Raw genomic sequence first — 18,069 nt, 5'->3', positions numbered from 1 at the left:
CCCCGCCGGCGGGAGTGCCGGCGGGCTGAGTCTCAGCGGGGGGCTTCCGCGTCGGGCGTCGGCACCGGCAGGTCGCGCATGCCGAGCAGGGGTGAGACCACCACGGGCAGCACCGACAGCGCGGTGACGGCGGCGGCGACCCAGAGCGTCGGGAGCACGCCGAGCGCGTGCCCCAGCCAGCCGCCGACGAGCCCGCCCAGCGGCATGACGCCCCAGACGATGAACCGCACCGAGGCGTTCATGCGGCCCAGCAGCGCGGGCGGGCACAGGCGCTGACGGAAGCTGACCTGCGCGATGTTGTAGACGAGCACCGCGAAGTTGAGCACGACGCCGCCGACGACCAGCACCACCTGAGGTGACAGCGGCAGGCTCGCCGCGAGCGGCGTGAGCACGGCAGCAGGGACGAACGCGAGCGCCGAGATCGGGATGACGCGGGCCTCACCGACGCGTCGGCTGATCCGGTCGGCGGTGAACGCGCCGGTCAGACCGCCGACAGCCGCCGCGGAGACGACCGTGCCGTAGGCGGCGGTGTCGAGCTCGAGCGTGCGCAGCGCGAAGATCACCATGACCGCCGCCGAGATGGCGCCGCCGAAGTTGCCGATCGAGGTGGTGGCGACGATCCGCCGCAGGATCGGCTGGTGGACGACGAACCGCAGCCCCTCGGCGATCTCGGTCCGCAGCGGGCGTCGGTCCTCGGGTGACGGCGTGGTCTCGCGGTGCGCGATCCGGCCCACGCCGAACGCCGAGAACAGGTAGGTCACCACGGTGACCGCGATGAGTGCGGGCGCCGCGACGACGCGCAGGAGGGCGCCGCCGAGGGCGGGTGCGGCGACCAGCGCCACGGACTGCGTCGCCTGGAGCTTGGAGTTGCCCTCGACGATGTTCTCGAGGCCGACCAGGCCCGGGACGTAGCTCTGGTGCGACACGTCGAAGAACACGTTCGCGACCGAGATGGCGGCCGCGGCGGCGACGAGCAGCGCGATCGACGCGTGCCCGGTCGCGGCGCTCGCGACGACCACGGCGAGCACGGCGGCGCGCATGAGGTCCGCGACGATCAGGACGCGGCGCTTGCGCATGCGGTCGACCCACGCACCGGCCGGCAGCCCGATGACGAGGAACGCCGCGGTCTCGGCGGCGTTCAGCAGTCCCATCTGCCACTCGGTCGCGTGCAGGTGCTCGACCGCGTAGACCGGCAGCACGAGCGCGGTGAGCTGCGCGCCGAGCTGTCCGGTGGCGTCGCCTGCCCACAGCCAGCGGAAGTCGCGGTGGTGGACGAGCGAGCGGCGGCGCGCGGGCGCGGGCGCGGTCTCCTGCGGCGAGGCGGTGGGTGGGGGCGTTGTCACGACGCCAGGATGCGCGAGTGATTGGGAATAGTCAATCAGTGGCAGGATGAGGCCATGGCCTCCGCATCGCACCCGCCCGACCCGCCGCCGGGTGCGGCCCAGGGACCCGCAGCCGAGCCACGGCCGGTCGCGCCCGAGGTCCGCGAGGACGCCGATGCGGACGCCCGCGCGCTCGCGTCGTCCCTGCGGATCCGCATCCTGCGGCTGTGCCTCGACGAGTCGCTCACCAACCGCGAGATCGCCCAGCGGCTGGGACGCCACCCGGCCACGGTCCTGCACCACGTGCGCACGCTGGTCGACCGCGGCTTCCTGGTCGCCGAGCCCGCGCGGCGCGGGACCCGCGGCGCGCGCGAGGTGCCGTACCGCGCGACCCGCAAGTCGTGGCGCTCCCCGTCGCAGCCCGGTCAGGCGCGCGTGCTCGTCGACACGTTCCTGCAGGAGCTCGCCCTCGTCGAGGACCTGGACGACCAGCCGATGGTCCGTCTGGGGCTGCGTCTCGACGACGAGGCGGCCCGCGCGCTCGTCGGGCGCCTCGACGCCCTGTTCCAGGAGTACGCCCAGCGCCCGTCCGACCCGGACGGGACGCCGTACTCGCTGTTCTTCTCGATGCACGAGGACGTGCAGCGACGGCGGGAGCCGGGTCCGCTGCCCGGCTGAGGCGACGGACCCGGAGCGCTCACGAGTCGTCTCGCCCTCCCGCGAGCGAGTCCGACCGTTGAGCCCGTGCGACGGTCGCCAGGGTGCACACCACGGGGATCGCGAGCACCGCGGCGGACAGCAGGCCGGTCGTCGCCAGGTCGACAGCGGGCAGCGCCGGTCCGAGCAGCCCGAACGTGGCGCCGAGCACCGCCGGCAGCACGGCCAACGCCCCGATGGTCCACGCGCTCGCACCCGTGACGACCGCCTCCAGGAAGGTCGTGCCGAGCAGCTGGCGCCGGGTGGCGCCGGTCCGGCGCAGGAGCAGCAGCTCGGAGCGGCGCCCGGCCGTCGCGAGCACGACGGCGTTCGCCGCACCGATCCCTGCGAACGCGAGCAGCAGGAGGACGAGCACCGACGAGAGCCGGGTCCCCGCCGCGGACGCGTCGGCTACGGCCTGGACGTAGGCGTCGACGTCCTGCACGAGGAGCCCCGTGCCCGCCAGCGCTCCGACGACCGACTTCGGGGCACGCGTCCCGAGGAGCAGCGCGTCGGGCGTGGTGGTCACGCCGGCCTCCCGCAGGGCCTCGTCGGAGGCGAGCAGCGGTCCGAGCGCGAGGCCGCGATCGTAGACGGCGACGACCCGCGAGGTGTGCACGGTGCCGTCGTGCCGCCACGTGAGGGTGCCGCCGAGGCGCACGCCGAGCTCGAACCGCGCGTCGGTGCTGACCGCGACCGTCCCGGGCTCGGCCAGGTCGGCGAGCGAGCCGTCGACCATCCCCGGGTCGAGCACGTCCGGGCTCGTCGCTGCGGGGAGCACGCGCATGCCGGTCGACTCCCACGACAGCGCCGAGCCGAAGGTCTCGTCCTCCTCGGTACGCACCTGCGCGGGCACAGCGGACAGGGGCGTGACGGTGACGTCGTCGAGCGCGCCGACGGTGGCGACGTCGGCGGGCGTCAGCCCCGCCGGACCGGTGACGACGAGGTCGGCGCCGACGGCCTGCGTGAGCTGCTGGTCGGTGGCGAGCGTGACCGCCTGGTTGACGCTCGTCTGCACGGTGCCGACCGCGAGCATGAGCGCGAGCGGCACGACGACGGTCGTCAGGCGGCGCGAGAACCCGCGGACGTTGGCGAGCGCAAGCCGGGTCGTGGCACTGGTGCGTCCGCCGCTGCCCAGCCCGGACACGCGGTCGAACGTCCAGGCCACGAGCACGGGGCCGGCGAGCGCGGCTGCGGCGACGAGCAGGAAGGCCGAGGTCGCAGCGGTCGCGGCCCCCATCGTCCCGGGGATCAGGACCGGGGTGCACGCGACCACGACGCCGCCGAGAGCCAGCACGAGCGCGGCCGTGCGGCGCACCCGGCCGACCTCACGCGACTCGACGCGGCTGTCGCCGACGGCGGCCGTCGGTGACAGCCGCAGGGACTCGCGCGCGGCGATCCGCGCGGCACCCAGCGCGGTGGGGACGAGCAGCAGCGTCGCACCGAGTACCGGGAGCGGTGCGAGCAGCGGGTCGACGTGCGGCACGACGAACCCCGCGTCCTCGAGCACGGGCCTCAGGAACCACGCGAGCGCGATCCCGGCCGTCGCGCCCACCGGGGCGGCGACGAGCGTGACGGTCAGCACCTCACCGTCCACCAGGCGCCGCACCTGACGACCGGTCGCGCCGACCGCACGCAGCAGCGCGAGCTCGCGACGACGCTGGCGCAGCGCGAGCGTCACGGTGGCCGCGACGACGAGCACGACGAGCGAGAGCGCGGTGCCCGCGAACGACGTCGACAGCGCGACCAGCTCGAACCCGTGCGCGTCGTCCGCACCCGCGGACAGCCCCGCGACCAGGAGCCAGCCGGTCATGGACAGCAGCGCGGCCGCAAGGCCGAGCACGAGGGAGGTGGCGACCATGCTGCCGCGGTGGGCGCGCACCCCGCGCCGGGCGAGGAACCACATGCCGGTCATCGCCCCAGCTCCAGCATGCGCGCGTTGACGCGCTCGGCGGTCGGAGCCTCGAGGACGTCCGCGATGACCCCGTCCGCGATGAACAGCACGCGCTCGGCCGTGGCGGCCACGCGGCTGTCGTGCGTCACGAGCACGACCGTCTGCCCGAGCGAGGCCGCCGTGTCCCGTAGCAGCTCGAGCACCTGGGCGCCGCTGCGCGAGTCGAGGGCGCCGGTGGGCTCGTCGGCGAACACGACGTCGGGCCGGGTGAACAGCGCACGCGCGATCGCGACGCGCTGGGCCTGCCCTCCCGACAGGTGGCCCGGCAGCCGGTCCTCGAGCCCGGCCAGCCCGAGCGCGGCCAGCAGCTGAGCCTGCCAGCGCTGGTCCGGCGCGCGGCCGGCGAGCAGCACCGGCAGCGCGATGTTCTCGGCGACCGTCAGGTGACCGATGAGGTTGTACGACTGGAAGACGAAGCCGATCCGGTCGCGGCGGAACCGCGTCAGCGCGTCGGGCGGCAGGCCCGTGAGGTCCTGCCCGCCGACCGCGACGCGCCCGCTCGTCGGGACGTCGAGGCCCGCGGCGCAGTTCAGCAGCGTGGACTTGCCCGAGCCGGACTGCCCCATGACGGCGGTCAGGGACCCGGCGGGCAGCGCGATCGAGACGCCGCGCAGCGCGTGCACGTCCGTGGCGCCGTGGTAGGTCTTGTGGACGTCGGTGAGCTGGACCGAGACGTCGGTCCTCGTGGTGGTGGTGGTCATCGTGGGCTCCTCGTCCTGCGTGATGTCGCCCTCACGCTAGGAACCGGGAGCCCACCGTCACGAGCCTCCGACGACGGCACTGCGAGGCTTGCATCCTTCGATGCAAGCGCCCGCGGACGTCAGCCGCCGAGCTCGACGATGCCGTTCTGGTACGCCCAGACGACGGCCTGCAGCCGCGACCGCACCCCGAGCTTCGGCATCGCCCGGGCCAGGTGTGACTTCACGGTCGAGACCTCGACGACGAGCGTCGCGGCGATCTCCTCGTTGGACATCCCTTGGGCGAGCAGGAGCAGGATGTCCAGCTCGCGCGGCGTGAGGAGCTCGGTCGCCCGCGCTGCGGTGACCGGCTGCGTCCGCCGCCGCGTGACCACCTCGCGGAGCACGCGCTTGGTCAGCGCGTTGGCGAGCATGCCCTGTCCGGCGGCGACCGATCGCACCGCGTCGACGAGCACCGCGGGCTCGGCGTCCTTGAGCAGGAACCCCGACGCGCCCGCCTCGAGCGCGCCGAACAGGTACTCGTCGACGTCGAACGTCGTGAGGATCAGCACGGGCACGGGGTCCTCGACGTCCGGTCCGCACAGCTCGCGCGTCGCGGTGATGCCGTCCGTGCCGGGCATGCGGATGTCCATGCACACGACGTCCGGGCGCAGCGACCGGGCGAGCTCGACGGCGGTCGCACCGTCGGCGGCCTGCCCGACGACCGTGATGTCCGGTTCGGTGTCGAGCATCGTGGAGAGCCCGGTGCGCACGAGCGCCTGGTCGTCGGCCACGACCACGCGGATCGTGGCCGTCGGGCCGGTCGCGCCGAGGTCGGACGTGAGCACGGTGCGCGCGGCGATCGGGTCGGTCACGGGGCGTCGCCCTCCGGGGTCGTCGTCAGGTCGGCGGACGGTGCGGCGAACGGCACCGTGAGGCGGACCTGCCAGCCGCCGTCGCCCGTCGGACCGTACCGGAGGCGCGCGCCGGTGACCTCGGCGCGTTCGCGCATCCCGACGAGCCCGTAGCCCGGGTCGTGCCGAGGTGGCTCCTGGTCCTGCGGCGGCGGGCCGTTGCGGACCGTCACCTCGAGGCGGTCGTCGGTCCGCGCGTCGAGGTGCACCTCGCACGGTGCCCCGGGTGCGTGCCGGCCGGCGTTCGCGAGCGACTCCTGGACGGTCCGGTAGACGACGAGCTGGGCGAGCGGCCCGAGCGCGCCCGAGGCGGCGAGCTCGTCGAGGGGGCCCTCGCGCCGCAGCGTCACGTCGAGACCCTGTCCATGCGCGGTCGCGACGAGCTCGGCGACGCCCGTGAGCGTCTCCATCCGCACGACGCCCGCCTGCTCGGCCGGTGCGTCGTCGTCGCGCAGCAGCACGACGAGGTTGCGCAGGTCCCGCAGCATGGCGGTGCTCTGCTCGCGGACCTGCGCCACCGCGACCTTCGCACCGGCCGGGTCGACGTCGATCTGGCGGCCGATCGCGCCGCTCATCACGGCGATGCCCGACAGGTGGTGCGCGGCGATGTCGTGCAGCTCGCGGGCCATCGCGGTGCGCTCGCGCTCGACGGCGACCCGCACGAGAGCGTCGTGCTCGCGGGCGCGCGCGGCCAGCGAGTCGGCCTGGGCCGCGCGGGCCTCGCGCCGCGCCCCGACGAACGTCGCGACGAGCACGGGCAGGCCGACGGTCCCCGCCGCCTGCACGAGACCGCCGGTGATCGCGATCGCGACCTCGGTCCCGATGCGCAGCTCGCTGCCGACGACTCCGGCGGCCACGAGCAGCCCGGCGGCCACGAGTGCGGGCACGGTGCGCGACTGCCTCCCGTGCAGCGCGACCTCGTAGGCGGCCACGAGGACGGCCACCAGGCACACGCCGATCCCCTCGCCGAGACCCGCCAGCGCGGGGACGCCGACCGCGACCGCGACGAGCACGCGTGCGTCCGCGTGCGGCCGGGACGCGAGCGCCACCGCCTGCAGGAGCACGACCACGACCGCCCACCACCACAGCGGCGTGCCCAGCGCGGGCATGCCCACGACTCCCGCCGGGTCCGCGGCGTGCAACATCGCCGCCACCACGAGCAGCACCACGGCGATCGCCGCGCACGCCGCCGGGACGGCGAGACGCGCGGGGCGCGGACGGCGGTGAGCGGGGTCGGTCACGGAGTCACGATAGGGGCGCGTGCCGCCCCGGACACCTGCCGCGCGGGGCGAGACGCCGGCCGCACACGGCGAGCAACGGCCGTGGGTCAGGCCACGAACGCCGGCGGGCGGAGCCCCGCGTCGCGGAACGCGGCGTCCACCGCGTCCGCCACGGCCTCGACCGACCCGGCCTCGACGAGCGCGATCGCCGAGCCGCCGAAGCCGCCGCCGGTCATGCGCGCGCCGAGCGCGCCCGCCGCCCGGGCGGCCTCGACCGCGACGTCGAGCTCGCGGCACGAGACCTCGTAGTCGTCGCGCAACGAGGCGTGTGAGGCGTCGAGCAGGGGACCGACGTCGCGCAGGCGGCCCGCGTCGAGCAGCGCGACGAACTCCTGCACGCGCGTGATCTCCGCCAGCACGTGCCGCACCCGGTGCATCCGCACGCCACCCTCGGGGGTGCCGTCGTCGAGGGTCGCCAGCGCGCTCGCGGCCCGCGCGGGTGAGTCCGTCAGCTCCCGCAGCGTGGGAACGCCGAGCAGGGCGGCTGCCTCCTCGCACGTCGCACGCCGGGCCGCGTACTGACCGTCGACGAGTGCGTGCTCGGCCCGGGTGTCGATGACGAGCAGCGCGAGGCCCTCGGACGCGGGGTCGAACGGGACGTGCCGCACCGACTGGTCGCGGCAGTCGAGGAGCAGCGCGTGGCCGGGGACGGTGCGCAGCGCCGCCGCCTGGTCCATGCCGCCCGTGGGCGCGCCTGCGATCTCGTTCTCGGCGCGCACGCAGTCCGCGGCGAGGGCGGCGCGGTCCTGGGCGAGCGCACCGACCGCGTCGAGCGCGAGCGCGACCGAGCAGGACAGCGCCGCTGACGACGACAGCCCCGAGCCGACGGGCACGCACGAGTCGACCGCGACGTCGAAGCCGGGCACCGCCAGCCCGCGCTCGCGCAGCGCCCACGCGACCCCGACGACGTACGCGGTCCAGCCCTCGACGGTGCCGGGCGCGACGCCCGCGAGCTCGACGGTCACCGCGTCCGTCGGGTCCCACGCCGAGACGAGCCGCGCGGTGTCGTCGTCCCGGCGCCGCAGCGCCGCGTACGTGCGGTGCGCGAGCGGGACGGGCAGGCACAGCCCGCCGTTGTAGTCGGTGTGCTCGCCGATGAGGTTGACCCGGCCGGGCGCAGACCACACGCCGTCGGGCGCCGTGCCGTACGACGCGGTGAACGCGTCCGTCGCGCGGTCCCGCCCGGTCGCCTCGTCCCAGGCGTGCACCCAGGTCGTCGCGCGACCCGCCGTCACGCGATCTCCTGCAGCCGACGCGCGATGCGCTCGGGCGTGGTGTCGCAGACCCACGCGGCGACCCCGGACTCGACTCCTGCGAGGTACTTGAGCTTGCCGGGCGCACGCAGCACCGAGAACAGCTGCAGCGACAGACGCCAGTCCTCGCGGCCCTGCCGCGCGGGCGCCTGGTGCCAGCCCGAGACGTACGGCAGCGGGATCGCGGTCTCGTCGTCGACGAAGTACAGGTCGAGCCGCCGCAGCAGCTCGAGGTAGGTCGTCGCGAGGTCGGCGCGCTCGTCGTCGGTCAGCGCCGGCAGGTCCGGCACGTCGCGGCGCGGCACGAGGTGCACCTCGACGGGCCAGCGCGCAGCGAACGGCACGTACGCGACCCAGTGCTCGGACTCGAGGACCACGCGCGTGCCGTGGCGCAGCTCGGCGTCCAGCACGTCGCGGCCCAGGAGCCGGCCCGTGCGCGCGCGGTGCTCCTGCGCGGTCGCGAGCATCGTCGCGGTGCGCGGCGCGAGGTACGGCAGCGCGTAGATCTGCCCGTGCGGGTGGTGCAGCGTGACGCCGATCTCCTTGCCGCGGTTCTCGAACGCGAACACCTGCTCGACGCCCTCGGTCGCGTTCAACGCCTCGGTGCGGTGCACCCACGCCTCGATGATCGTGCGCATGCGTCGCGGGCTCACGGTGCGCAGCGACGCGGTCGCGTCCGACGAGAAGCACACGACCTCGCAGCGGCCCGCGGCCGCCCGGGTCTGCCAGAGCGTCTCGTCGTCCAGGAACGTGACGTCGTCGGACACGCCCGGCACGCGCAGGAGCGAGGGGAAGCGGTTCTCGAACGCGACGACGTCGTAGTCCTCGGCCGGGATCTCGCCGTCCTGGTACGCCGCGCCCGGCTTGGCGGGGGCCAGCGGGTTGGCGTCCGCGGGCGGCAGGAACGTGCGGTTCATCCGCTGCGCGGCCATCGCGACCCACTCGCCGGTCAGCGGGTCGCGGCGCAGCTCCGGGCCGGCCGGCAGGTGGCCGTCGGCGTCGGGCGCGAAGCGGTCGGGGAGCGGGCGAGGGTCGTCGAGCCGTCGCGTCGCCGCGCCCGAGACGTAGGGCTCGGAGTCGTCGAAGTAGAGCAGCTCGCGGCCGTCCGCGAGGCGTGTGGAGGTCACGCGCACGCGCGCGCTCGTGTCGAGGCTCATGCCGGGTGCTCCTGGGTGGCGGGGCGGAGGTCTGCCGTGTTGCCGGGTGCTGCTGTGTCGTCGGGTGCCGTGTCGTCGGGTGTCGTGGCATCGGGCGCCGTGTCGTCGGGTGAGGACGCGGCCGCGACCGTCTGCAGGCGGTCGGTGAGCAGGCGGCGGGCGGCGGCGGGAGCCTCGTCGTCCATCACGACGAGGTCCACCTCGTCGAGGTCGGCGATCTTCGCGAGCCCGACGACGCCCCACTTGGTGTGGTCGGCCAGGACGGTCGTGGCGGCGGCGCAGCCCATGAGCGCGCGGTCGGTCGCGGCCTCCGCGAGGTTGGGCGTGGTGAGGCCGGACTCGTCGAGGCCGTGCACGCCGAGGAACGCGCGGTCGACCCGCAGCAGCCCGAGCGACGCGTCCGCCACGCGTCCGACGAGCGCGTCGGACGGCGTGCGCACGCCGCCCGTCAGCACGACCTCGAGCCCGTGCGGCGCGACCGCCCGGTGCAGCGCGTCGGCGATCCGCAGGCCGTTGGTGACGACGGTGAACGGCCGCAGGCCCGCGTCCTGCGCGATGAGCTCGGCGAGCCGGTAGGTGGTCGACCCCGCGGAGAGTGCGACCGTCTGGCCGGGCTCGAGATCGGCGTGCGCGGCGTGCGCGATCGCGGCCTTCTGCGGGCCGCTGTGCTCGACCTTGACGTCGAAGCCGGGCTCGTCGGACGCGCGCGTCCCCTCGGGGGCGACCGCTCCGCCGTGCACGCGGCGCACGAGCCCGGCGCGCGCGAGCTCGGCGATGTCGCGCCGGATCGTCATGTCGGAGACGCCGAGCTCGACGACGAGGTCGGAGACGCGTGCGGCGCCGTGCTCGCGCACGGCCGCGAGGATCAGCTCTTGTCGTTGAGTCGCCAGCACTCGAACATCGTCGCACATGACCCAACAGAAACAAACAGGACTGCGGTCCCGGGGTGGTGCGCGTCGAGCGAGCGCCCGGGCGTCAGCGGCCCGCGGGGGACAGGCCGAGCGAACGGCCCGCCAGGCCGCGCCGACGCTCGCCGAGCGACCGCGCGATCTGCAGCAGGGCCGCGGCGGCGGGGGAGTCCGGGTCGCTCAGGACGACGGGCGTGCCCTCGTCGCCGCCCTCGCGCAGCGCGACGTCGAGCGGGATCTGACCCAGCAGGGGCACGTCACCGCCCGTGAGCTCGGTGAGCCGCTGCGCGACGCGCGTCCCGCCGCCCGAGCCGAACAGCTCGAGCCGGGAGCCGTCGGCCTGCTCGAGCCACGACATGTTCTCGACCACGCCGACGATCTGCTGGCGGGTCTGCACCGCGACCGAGCCGGCCCGCTCGGCGACCTCGGCCGCCGCGTCCTGCGGCGTGGTCACGACGACGATCTGCGAGCCGGGCAGCAGCTGCGCGACCGAGATCGCGATGTCGCCGGTCCCGGGCGGCAGGTCGAGCAGGAGGACGTCCAGGTCGCCCCAGAACACGTCCGCGAGGAACTGCTGCAGCGCGCGGTGCAGCATCGGCCCGCGCCACACCACGGGCTGGCCGGGTGGCACGAACATGCCGATCGAGACGACCTTCACGTCGTGCGCCACGGGCGGCAGGAGCATGTCGTCGACCTTGGTCGGCGGACGGTCCACGCCCAGCATGCGGGGGATCGAGAAGCCGTAGATGTCCGCGTCGACGACGCCCACGCGCAGGCCGTCGGCGGCCATCGCGACCGCGAGGTTCGCCGTGATCGAGGACTTGCCGACGCCGCCCTTGCCCGACGCGATCGCGAACACCTTGGTCAGCGACGAGGCCTGCGCGAACGGGATCGTCGGCTCGGCGTCCGTCCCGCGCAGCAGCCGGCGCAGCTCGGCGCGCTGCTCGGCGCTCATGACGCCGAGCTCGACCGCCACCTCGGTGACGCCGTCGACTCCCGACGCGGCCGCCGTCACGTCGCGCGTGAGGGTGTCCTTGAGCGGGCACCCGGACGTCGTCAGGTCGAGGCCCACGACCGCGCGGCCGTCGGTGACCTGCACCGAGCGCACCATGCCGAGCTCGGTGATCGGCCGGCGGATCTCAGGGTCCATCACGGAGGCGAGCGCGGCGCGGACTGCCTCGGTCAGCGAATCGTCAGTCAGGGGCACGACGACCATGCTAGGTCGGTCCTGGCGCACCTCGTCCGGGCCGTCCGGCCCTGGTCGGGTACGGCAGCGACCAGGCGGCCCGTGCGGCAGCGACCCGGGCCTCGTGCGGCGAGCTCAGGGGCCGTGCGGCGAGGTCAGGTGCCGCTGCGGCGGCGCTCGGGCTTGCGCTCGTTCCGGGTGCGCTGGTCGGCCTTGTCCGCCGGTGCGGTCTCGTCCGCCTCGTCCTCGTCCTGCTCGGCGACGAGGTCCTCGAGCAGGTTGCGCAGCTCGGAGCGCACGAAGTCGCGCGTCGCGACCTCGCCGAGCGCGATGCGCAGCGCGGCCATCTCCCGGGCCAGGTACTCGGTGTCCGCCAGGTTCCGCTCCGAGCGCTGCCGGTCCTGCTCGGCCTGCACGCGGTCGCGGTCGGTCTGCCGGTTGGCCGCCAGCAGGATCAGGGGCGCGGCGTACGACGCCTGCAGGGACAGCATGAGCGTGAGCGCGGTGAACCCGTTCGCGGCCTTGTCGAAGCGCAGCTCCTCCGGACCCCACGAGTTCCAGCCGAGCCAGACGACGCAGAAGATCGTCAGCCAGAAGATGAACGACGGCGTCCCCAGGAACCGCGCGATGCTCTCCGAGACGCGGCCCGCGGCGTCCTGGTCGGTCGTCGGGCGCGGCAGCAGCGAGCGCCGCGACTCGCGCGGTTGGTCCAGGCGCTCAGCCACGGCCCACCGCCGGCTTGGCCGCGACGTGCCGCGGCGCGAGCTTGCCCACGACCTTCACGCCGTGCTCCTCGTCGTCCTGCTCGCGCCAGTCGGCGGGCAGCAGGTGGTCGAGGACGTCGTCGACCGAGACCGCGCCGAGCAACCGCTTGTCGGCGTCGACGACGGGCAGCGCGAGCAGGTTGTAGGTCGCGAGCTGGCGGGTCACGGCCAGCAGCGGCGCGCCCGCCTCGACGGGCTCGATGTCGGTGTCGACGACCGACCCGATCGGCTCGTGCGGCGGCTCGCGCAGCAGGCGCTGCAGGTGCACGACGCCGATGTAGCGGCCCGTGGGCGTCTCGAGCGGGGGGCGCACGACGAACACCATCGAGGCGAGCGCGGGCGCCAGGTCCTGGCGCCGCACGTGCGCGAGCGCGGCGGCGATCGGCGTCTCCGGCCCGAGGATCACGGGCTCGGTCGTCATGAGGCCGCCCGCGGTGTTGTCCTCGTACGCGAGCAGGCGCCGGACGTCCCGCGCCTCCTCGGGCTCCATGAGCTCGAGGAGCTCGGCCGCCTGGTCCTCGGGGAGCTCACCGAGCAGGTCAGCGGCGTCGTCGGGCTCCATGGCCTCCAGGACGTCGGCGGCGCGGCCGAGCTCGAGGCCCTGCAGGATCGCGACCTGGTCGTCCTCCGGCAGCTCCTCGAGCACGTCGGCGAGCCGCTCGTTGTCGAGCGCCGTGGCGACCTCGAGGCGGCGCGTGGTGCCCAGGTCGTGCAGCACGTCGGCGAGGTCGGCGGGCTTGAGGTCCTCGTACTGGGCGAGCAGCAGCTCGGCGCCCTGCTGCCCGGCGGCGCGTGCCAGGCCCGTGACCTCGCCGATCGTGACGAGCTGGGTCTCCCCGCGGCGGCGCAGCAGGCCCCGGTGGCCGGGCACGACCCGGCGCACGAACAGCTTGGACACGATCCAGTCGTTGTTCCGCTGGAGCTCGATCGCGACGTCCTCGATCGTCGCCGAGCCGGTGCCGTCGACGAGGTCGACGGTGCGGTCCAGGAGCTCGCTGACGACGAGCGTCTCGAACGCGCGCTGCTCGAAGCGCCGCATGTTCACCAGCCCGGTCGAGATGACCTGGCCCGGGTCGATCGCGGTCACGCGGGTCAGCGGCAGGAACACGCGCCTTCGCCCGGGCACCTCGACGACGAGGCCCACCGCCCGCGGCGCCCCCTTGGGGCGGACGAGCACGACGACGTCGCGCACGCGGCCGACCTGGTCACCGAGGGGATCGAACACCGTGGTGCCGGCCAGGCGTGCGACGAACACCCGGGTGCCGACGCTGCTCACGCGGTCAGCCTAGACGCCCGGGCCGCGAGCGCACGCGACGCCGCGACCTGCGGCGCGACGATCGTCGCCCGCGGTTCACCTGCTGGACGACCGCGCGCCCGGCAGCGCGGCGGCCGGTGCGCGGCAACCACGGCACGGACACGTGTCACCTAGGACTTACCGACCGGTCGGTCAGTGTGGTTGGCTCCGGTATGTCCGGTTGAGCTCGACGGAGAGGATCACCCGTGCACCACCACAGCCCTGCGCCCACCCGAGGCCGACGACGTCGTCGGACCGCGCTGGTCGCGATCACCGCCCTCACGCTCGCGGCGACGCTCTCGTCGTCGCCCGCCCTCGCCGGTCGCCCGGGACCCGGTCCCGGCCACGGCCCGACCACGCCCGACCTGGGCCGCAACGTCGTCGTCTTCGACCCGTCCATGCCCGTGGCCGACATCCAGGCGCGCGTCGACGCGATCCACGCGCAGCAGGTCGACAACGAGATGGGCACGGCCCGGTACAGCCTGCTGTTCCTGCCGGGCGAGTACGGCACGGCCACGCAGCCGCTGCAGCTCAAGGTCGGGTACTACACCGAGGTCGCAGGCCTCGGGGCCTCGCCCACCGACGTCGTCGTGCACGGCAAGGTCGAGACCTACAACCGCTGCCTGTCCGACGACCCCGCCAACCCCAACTGCCTCGCGCTGGTGAACTTCTGGCGCACGCTGTCGAACCTCACGATCGACATCGAGGCCGCGGGTCAGGACGGGTGCCGCGCCTCGGCCAACTTCTGGGCCGTGTCGCAGGCGGTCTCGCTGCGGCGCGTCAACGTGCTCGCGGCCGAGGGAGACCCCGGCTTCTCGCTCATGGACTACTGCACCGCCGGTCCGCAGTACGCGAGCGGCGGGTTCATCGCGGACTCCCGGTTCGGCGACGTCGTCAACGGCTCGCAGCAGCAGTGGCTCACGCGCAACAGCGAGGTGCGCAGCTGGTCGAACGCCGTGTGGAACCAGGTGTTCGCGGGCGTCGTGGGCGCCCCGGACGACGCGACGTTCCCCGCCCCGCCGTACACGACGCTCGAGACGACGCCGGTGAGCCGCGAGAAGCCGTTCCTGTTCGTCGACGCGCGCGGTGCGTGGAACGTCCGCGTGCCCGCGGCGGCGCAGGGCACCCGCGGCATCACCTGGGCGAACGGCATGACGCCCGGGCGGTCGCTGCCGCTGCGCGACTTCTACGTCGCCCGCCCGGGGGACCCGGTCCACCGGATCAACGCCGAGCTCGCGCGCGGCAAGCACCTGCTGCTCACGCCCGGCGTCTACGACATCGACCGCAGCGTCGTCGCCAAGCGTCCCGGCACGGTCGTGCTCGGGCTCGGGCACGCGACCCTGACCGCTGCGCGTGGCGCGGTGCCGCTCGTCGTCGAGGACGCGCCCGGCATCGTGGTCGCGGGCGTGACGATCGACGCGGGTCCGACGAAGTCGCCCGTGCTGCTGCAGGTGGGGCGCCACGCCCACGGCCCGAAGCACCATGCGAAGGGCCCCGACCGCGCCGAGGCGCGGCGCGACCCGATCACGCTCAGCGACGTGTACTTCCGCGTCGGCGGGCCGCACCGCGGCAGCACCGATGTCGCGCTGCAGATCGACGCGGACGGCGTCGTCGTCGACCACACGTGGGTGTGGCGTGCCGACCACGGCGTCGAGGGCTTCACCGAGGGCGTCAACGGCGACACCGAGCGCTGGCGCACCAACCGCGGGCGCGTCGGCGTCGTCGTGAACGGCGACGACGTCACCGCGACCGGGCTGTTCGTCGAGCACTTCCAGCAGCACAACCTCGTCTGGAACGGCGAGCGCGGCCGCGTGGTGCTGTTCCAGAACGAGCTGCCGTACGACCCGCCCACCCAGGCCGACTGGACCAAGCCGGACGGCACGCTCGGCTGGGCCGGGTACAAGGTCGGCGACCGGGTCCGCACGCATGAGGTGTGGGGCGCCGGCGTGTACGTCTTCAACCAGAACAACCCCTCGATCGTCACCGAGCGCGGGTTCGAGGTGCCGAGGCGGCCCGGTGTGCGGCTCCACCACGTCATGACGGTCAACCTGAGCGCCGGCACGATCCGGCACGTCGTCAACGACGTGGGCGCGCAGGTCGACAACAGCAACACGGGCACGCCGTCGTTCGTCACCAGCTACCCGTGACCGCCGGGACAGGGCCACGACCGCACCCACCCGTGGCCCTGTCCCACCACCCCCACCCGCCACCCAGCGGTTGCTCGGGCCCCGTGCCCGGATAGCCGGAGCATCCGCTGGGTCGGGCGGTGGGAAGGGGGTGCGCGAGCGGTGCGTGACTGGCGTGTGCCGCGGGCGCCTGGTCAATCCCCAGGTCGGCGGGGGAGGATCGCCCCATGTCGTTCACCGGCCAGTCCCGCATCCCGCGCACGCCGACCCCGCCGCAGGGCGAGACGGTCGCGCGCTACGACACCTACGTGCAGGCGCAGAAGGCCGTCGACCACCTGGCCGACAAGTCGTTCCCCGTGCAGATGGTCACCATCGTCGGGACCGACCTGCAGATGGTCGAGCGCGTCACCGGGCGGCTGTCGTACCCGCGCGCCGCGTCCGGGGGCTTCGTCTCCGGAGCGTGGTTCGGCCTGTTCGTGGGTCTGCTGCTGTCGCTGTTCTCCGAGCCCGGCGGCGCGAGCCTGTTCCTGCCCGCGATCCTGATCGGCGGGGCGTTCGGCCTGCTCTTCTCGGTGCTCACCTACTCGTTCACGCGCGGGCGGCGTGACTTCACCTCGGCGAGCCAGATCGTCGCGTCGTCGTACGCGGTGCTGTGCCACGCCGAGAAGGCCCACCAGGCGCGTCAGCTCCTCGCGGAGATCGGGGGCGTCGTCTCGGGGTGGCCCGCGCGGCCGGTCCAGGACGCGCCCGTGCCGCCGGTGAGTGCGCTGCCGCCGACGACGACCACGCCTACGACGACGACGCCTACGACGACGACGCCCACGACGAGCACGCCTGCGGCGACGCCGCCCGTGAGCGCGCCGCCGCCGGCCACGCCGGACGCGACCGGGGGGACCGGGACGACCGCCGGCCCCACCGCCTGAGCGTCAGCGGCCCAGCAGCCCCGCCATCCACGCCTCGACGGCGTCCGGGTCGCGGGGGAGGGCCGCGGACAGGTTCTCGTTGCCGTCGGGCGTGACCAGGACGTCGTCCTCGATCCGCACGCCGATGCCGCGGTACTCCTCGGGCACCCGCAGGTCGTCGGACTTGAAGTACAGGCCCGGTTCGATCGTGAAGACCATGCCCGGCTCGAGCACGCCGTCCAGGTAGAGCTCGGCCCGCGCCTGTGCGCAGTCGTGCACGTCGATGCCGAGGTGGTGGCTCGTGCCGTGCACCATCCAGCGCCGGTGGTGCTGGTTCTCGGGCAGCAGCGACTCCTCGGCGGTGACCGGCAGCAGCCCCCACTCGTCGAGCCGCGCGGCGATGACCTCCATGGCGGCGTCGTGCACGTCGCGGAACCGGGCGCCCGGCACGGCGACGGCGAACGCGGCGTCGGCCGCGTCGAGCACCGCCTGGTACACCCGGCGCTGGACCTCGGTGAACGTCCCGTCGATCGGCAGCGTGCGCGTGACGTCGGCGGTGTAGAGCGAGTCGACCTCGACGCCGGCGTCGAGCAGCAGGAGCTCGCCCGCGCGCACCTGGCCGTCGTTGTCGATCCAGTGCAGCGTCGTCGCGTGGTCGCCGGACGCGGCGATGGTCTCGTACCCGACTGCGTTTCCCTCCTGGCGCGCGTGCCCGACGAACGTGCCCTCGACCACGCGCTCGCCGCGGGCGTGCTGCTGCGCGGCGGGCAGCGCGCGGACGACCTTCTCGAAGCCCTCGATGGTCGTCGCGACGGCGAGCCGCATCTGCTCGACCTCGTACGCGTCCTTCACGAGCCGCAGCTCGGACAGCGCCTCGACCAGGTGCTCGTCGCGGTCCGTCTGCTCCTGCGCGCCGCGCTCGGCCTCCTGCCGGCGGATCTCGTCGATCACGGCCTCGACGCCCGCGTCGACGTCGGGCACGACGAGGACCTGCACACCACCGTCACCGACGTCCTTGGCGACCGCGTCGCGCAGCTCGTCGATGTGCGCCGTCGCGATGCCCGTGAGCGTCTCGAGGTCCTCGAGCGTCGGCCGCGCTCCGACCCAGAACTCGCCGTAGCGCGAGTCGGAGAAGAACTCGCTCGTGTCGCGGCCTGCGAGCGGACGCATGTAGAGCACGGCGTGATGGGCGCTGCCGTCGTCGCCCGCACCGTCCTCGACGGGGTGCAGCACCAGCACGGCGTCCGGCTCCTGCTCGACGCCCAGGCCGGTCAGGTGCGCGAACCCGGAGTGTGGGCGGAACCGGTAGTCCGTGTCGTTCGACCGCACCTTGAACGTCCCGGCCGGCACGACGAGCCGGCGGCCGGGGAACACGGCGGACAGTGCGCTGCGGCGGGCCGCGGTGTGGTCGGCCGCAGCGGCGCGCGTGACCTGCGACGGCGGGCGGGGCGCCCAGCCGGACGTCACGAACTCGAGGAACGCGGCCGAGCCGGGGCGCTGCGAGCGGTTCGAGCCGCGCTCCTCGATCGGCTGGTCCTCGTTCCAGGTCTCGTCGCTGCTCGGCTCGCTGCTCGTCCGGTCGCTGCTCGTCCGGTCGCTGCGCGCTGCGGTGTCGTCCGTCATGCCGTCATCTTCC

15 protein-coding genes are annotated in these 18,069 nt (G+C 74.4%); 3 read left to right on the top strand and 12 right to left on the bottom strand.

The genetic code is table 11. The annotated features are described in order from the left end of the window. Nucleotides 1–32 precede the first annotated feature (32 nt). A complete protein-coding gene (locus CGE01nite_RS06825; RefSeq protein WP_141369808.1) occupies nt 33–1,343 on the bottom strand; it encodes an MFS transporter in 1,311 nt (436 codons plus the stop codon). Between the two features lie 54 nt (nt 1,344–1,397). On the opposite strand from CGE01nite_RS06825, the gene CGE01nite_RS06820 reads away from it, so the two are divergent. Then, a complete protein-coding gene (locus CGE01nite_RS06820; protein ID WP_141369806.1) occupies nt 1,398–2,000 on the top strand; it encodes an ArsR/SmtB family transcription factor in 603 nt (200 codons plus the stop codon). A gap of 19 nt (nt 2,001–2,019) precedes the next feature. On the opposite strand, the gene CGE01nite_RS06815 is transcribed toward CGE01nite_RS06820, so the two are convergent. From CGE01nite_RS06815 to CGE01nite_RS06770, 10 genes are all read right to left on the bottom strand, one after another. Continuing rightward, nucleotides 2,020–3,933 carry an FtsX-like permease family protein gene (locus CGE01nite_RS06815; RefSeq protein ID WP_141369804.1) on the bottom strand — a complete coding sequence of 638 codons (1,914 nt, stop codon included), beginning with the start codon at nt 3,931–3,933 and terminating at the stop codon, nt 2,020–2,022. Continuing rightward, a complete protein-coding gene (locus CGE01nite_RS06810; protein ID WP_048343579.1) occupies nt 3,930–4,673 on the bottom strand; it encodes an ABC transporter ATP-binding protein in 744 nt (247 codons plus the stop codon). Before CGE01nite_RS06810 ends, CGE01nite_RS06815 begins: the two co-directional genes overlap by 4 nt. Before the next feature lie 119 nt (nt 4,674–4,792). Beyond that, nucleotides 4,793–5,455 (bottom strand): response regulator, encoded by a 663-nt coding sequence (locus CGE01nite_RS06805; RefSeq protein WP_082156434.1) that lies wholly within the window; start codon nt 5,453–5,455, stop codon nt 4,793–4,795. Between the two features lie 65 nt (nt 5,456–5,520). After that, nucleotides 5,521–6,804 (bottom strand): sensor histidine kinase, encoded by a 1,284-nt coding sequence (locus CGE01nite_RS06800; protein WP_141369802.1) that lies wholly within the window; start codon nt 6,802–6,804, stop codon nt 5,521–5,523. Between the two features lie 86 nt (nt 6,805–6,890). Further along, nucleotides 6,891–8,078 carry a galactokinase gene (gene galK / locus CGE01nite_RS06795; protein ID WP_229747375.1) on the bottom strand — a complete coding sequence of 396 codons (1,188 nt, stop codon included), beginning with the start codon at nt 8,076–8,078 and terminating at the stop codon, nt 6,891–6,893. Beyond that, a complete protein-coding gene (gene galT, locus CGE01nite_RS06790) occupies nt 8,075–9,253 on the bottom strand; it encodes a galactose-1-phosphate uridylyltransferase (protein WP_141369800.1) in 1,179 nt (392 codons plus the stop codon). Before galT ends, galK begins: the two co-directional genes overlap by 4 nt. Beyond that, nucleotides 9,250–10,146 carry a DeoR/GlpR family DNA-binding transcription regulator gene (locus tag CGE01nite_RS06785; RefSeq protein WP_141369798.1) on the bottom strand — a complete coding sequence of 299 codons (897 nt, stop codon included), beginning with the start codon at nt 10,144–10,146 and terminating at the stop codon, nt 9,250–9,252. Before CGE01nite_RS06785 ends, galT begins: the two co-directional genes overlap by 4 nt. 82 nt (nt 10,147–10,228) lie before the next feature. After that, nucleotides 10,229–11,377: an Mrp/NBP35 family ATP-binding protein gene (locus tag CGE01nite_RS06780; protein ID WP_141369796.1), complete on the bottom strand. Its 1,149-nt coding sequence runs from the start codon at nt 11,375–11,377 to the stop codon at nt 10,229–10,231. A 125-nt stretch (nt 11,378–11,502) separates the two neighbouring features. Next, nucleotides 11,503–12,072, bottom strand: coding sequence for a DUF1003 domain-containing protein (locus CGE01nite_RS06775; RefSeq protein WP_048343585.1), 570 nt, complete (start codon nt 12,070–12,072; stop codon nt 11,503–11,505). After that, nucleotides 12,065–13,387, bottom strand: coding sequence for a magnesium transporter MgtE N-terminal domain-containing protein (locus CGE01nite_RS06770; RefSeq protein WP_048343586.1), 1,323 nt, complete (start codon nt 13,385–13,387; stop codon nt 12,065–12,067). The genes CGE01nite_RS06775 and CGE01nite_RS06770 overlap by 8 nt, the downstream gene beginning before the upstream one ends. 224 nt (nt 13,388–13,611) lie before the next feature. Between CGE01nite_RS06770 and CGE01nite_RS06765 the strand changes: the two genes are divergently transcribed. Both CGE01nite_RS06765 and CGE01nite_RS06760 read left to right on the top strand, forming a co-directional pair. Beyond that, the gene (locus CGE01nite_RS06765) at nt 13,612–15,552 is read left to right on the top strand and encodes a pectate lyase-like domain-containing protein (RefSeq protein ID WP_229747376.1); all 1,941 of its coding nucleotides are present in this window, start codon (nt 13,612–13,614) and stop codon (nt 15,550–15,552) included. A 206-nt stretch (nt 15,553–15,758) separates the two neighbouring features. Next, the gene (locus CGE01nite_RS06760; protein ID WP_229747377.1) at nt 15,759–16,454 is read left to right on the top strand and encodes a YflT domain-containing protein; all 696 of its coding nucleotides are present in this window, start codon (nt 15,759–15,761) and stop codon (nt 16,452–16,454) included. A gap of 3 nt (nt 16,455–16,457) precedes the next feature. On the opposite strand, the gene CGE01nite_RS06755 is transcribed toward CGE01nite_RS06760, so the two are convergent. Continuing rightward, nucleotides 16,458–18,056, bottom strand: coding sequence for an aminopeptidase P family protein (locus CGE01nite_RS06755; RefSeq protein ID WP_048343589.1), 1,599 nt, complete (start codon nt 18,054–18,056; stop codon nt 16,458–16,460). Nucleotides 18,057–18,069 lie beyond the last annotated feature (13 nt).

The organism is Cellulomonas gelida (genome assembly GCF_006538725.1).
Lineage (GTDB): Bacteria > Actinomycetota > Actinomycetes > Actinomycetales > Cellulomonadaceae > Cellulomonas > Cellulomonas gelida.
This window is presented reverse-complemented; position numbering and strand designations above follow the sequence as displayed.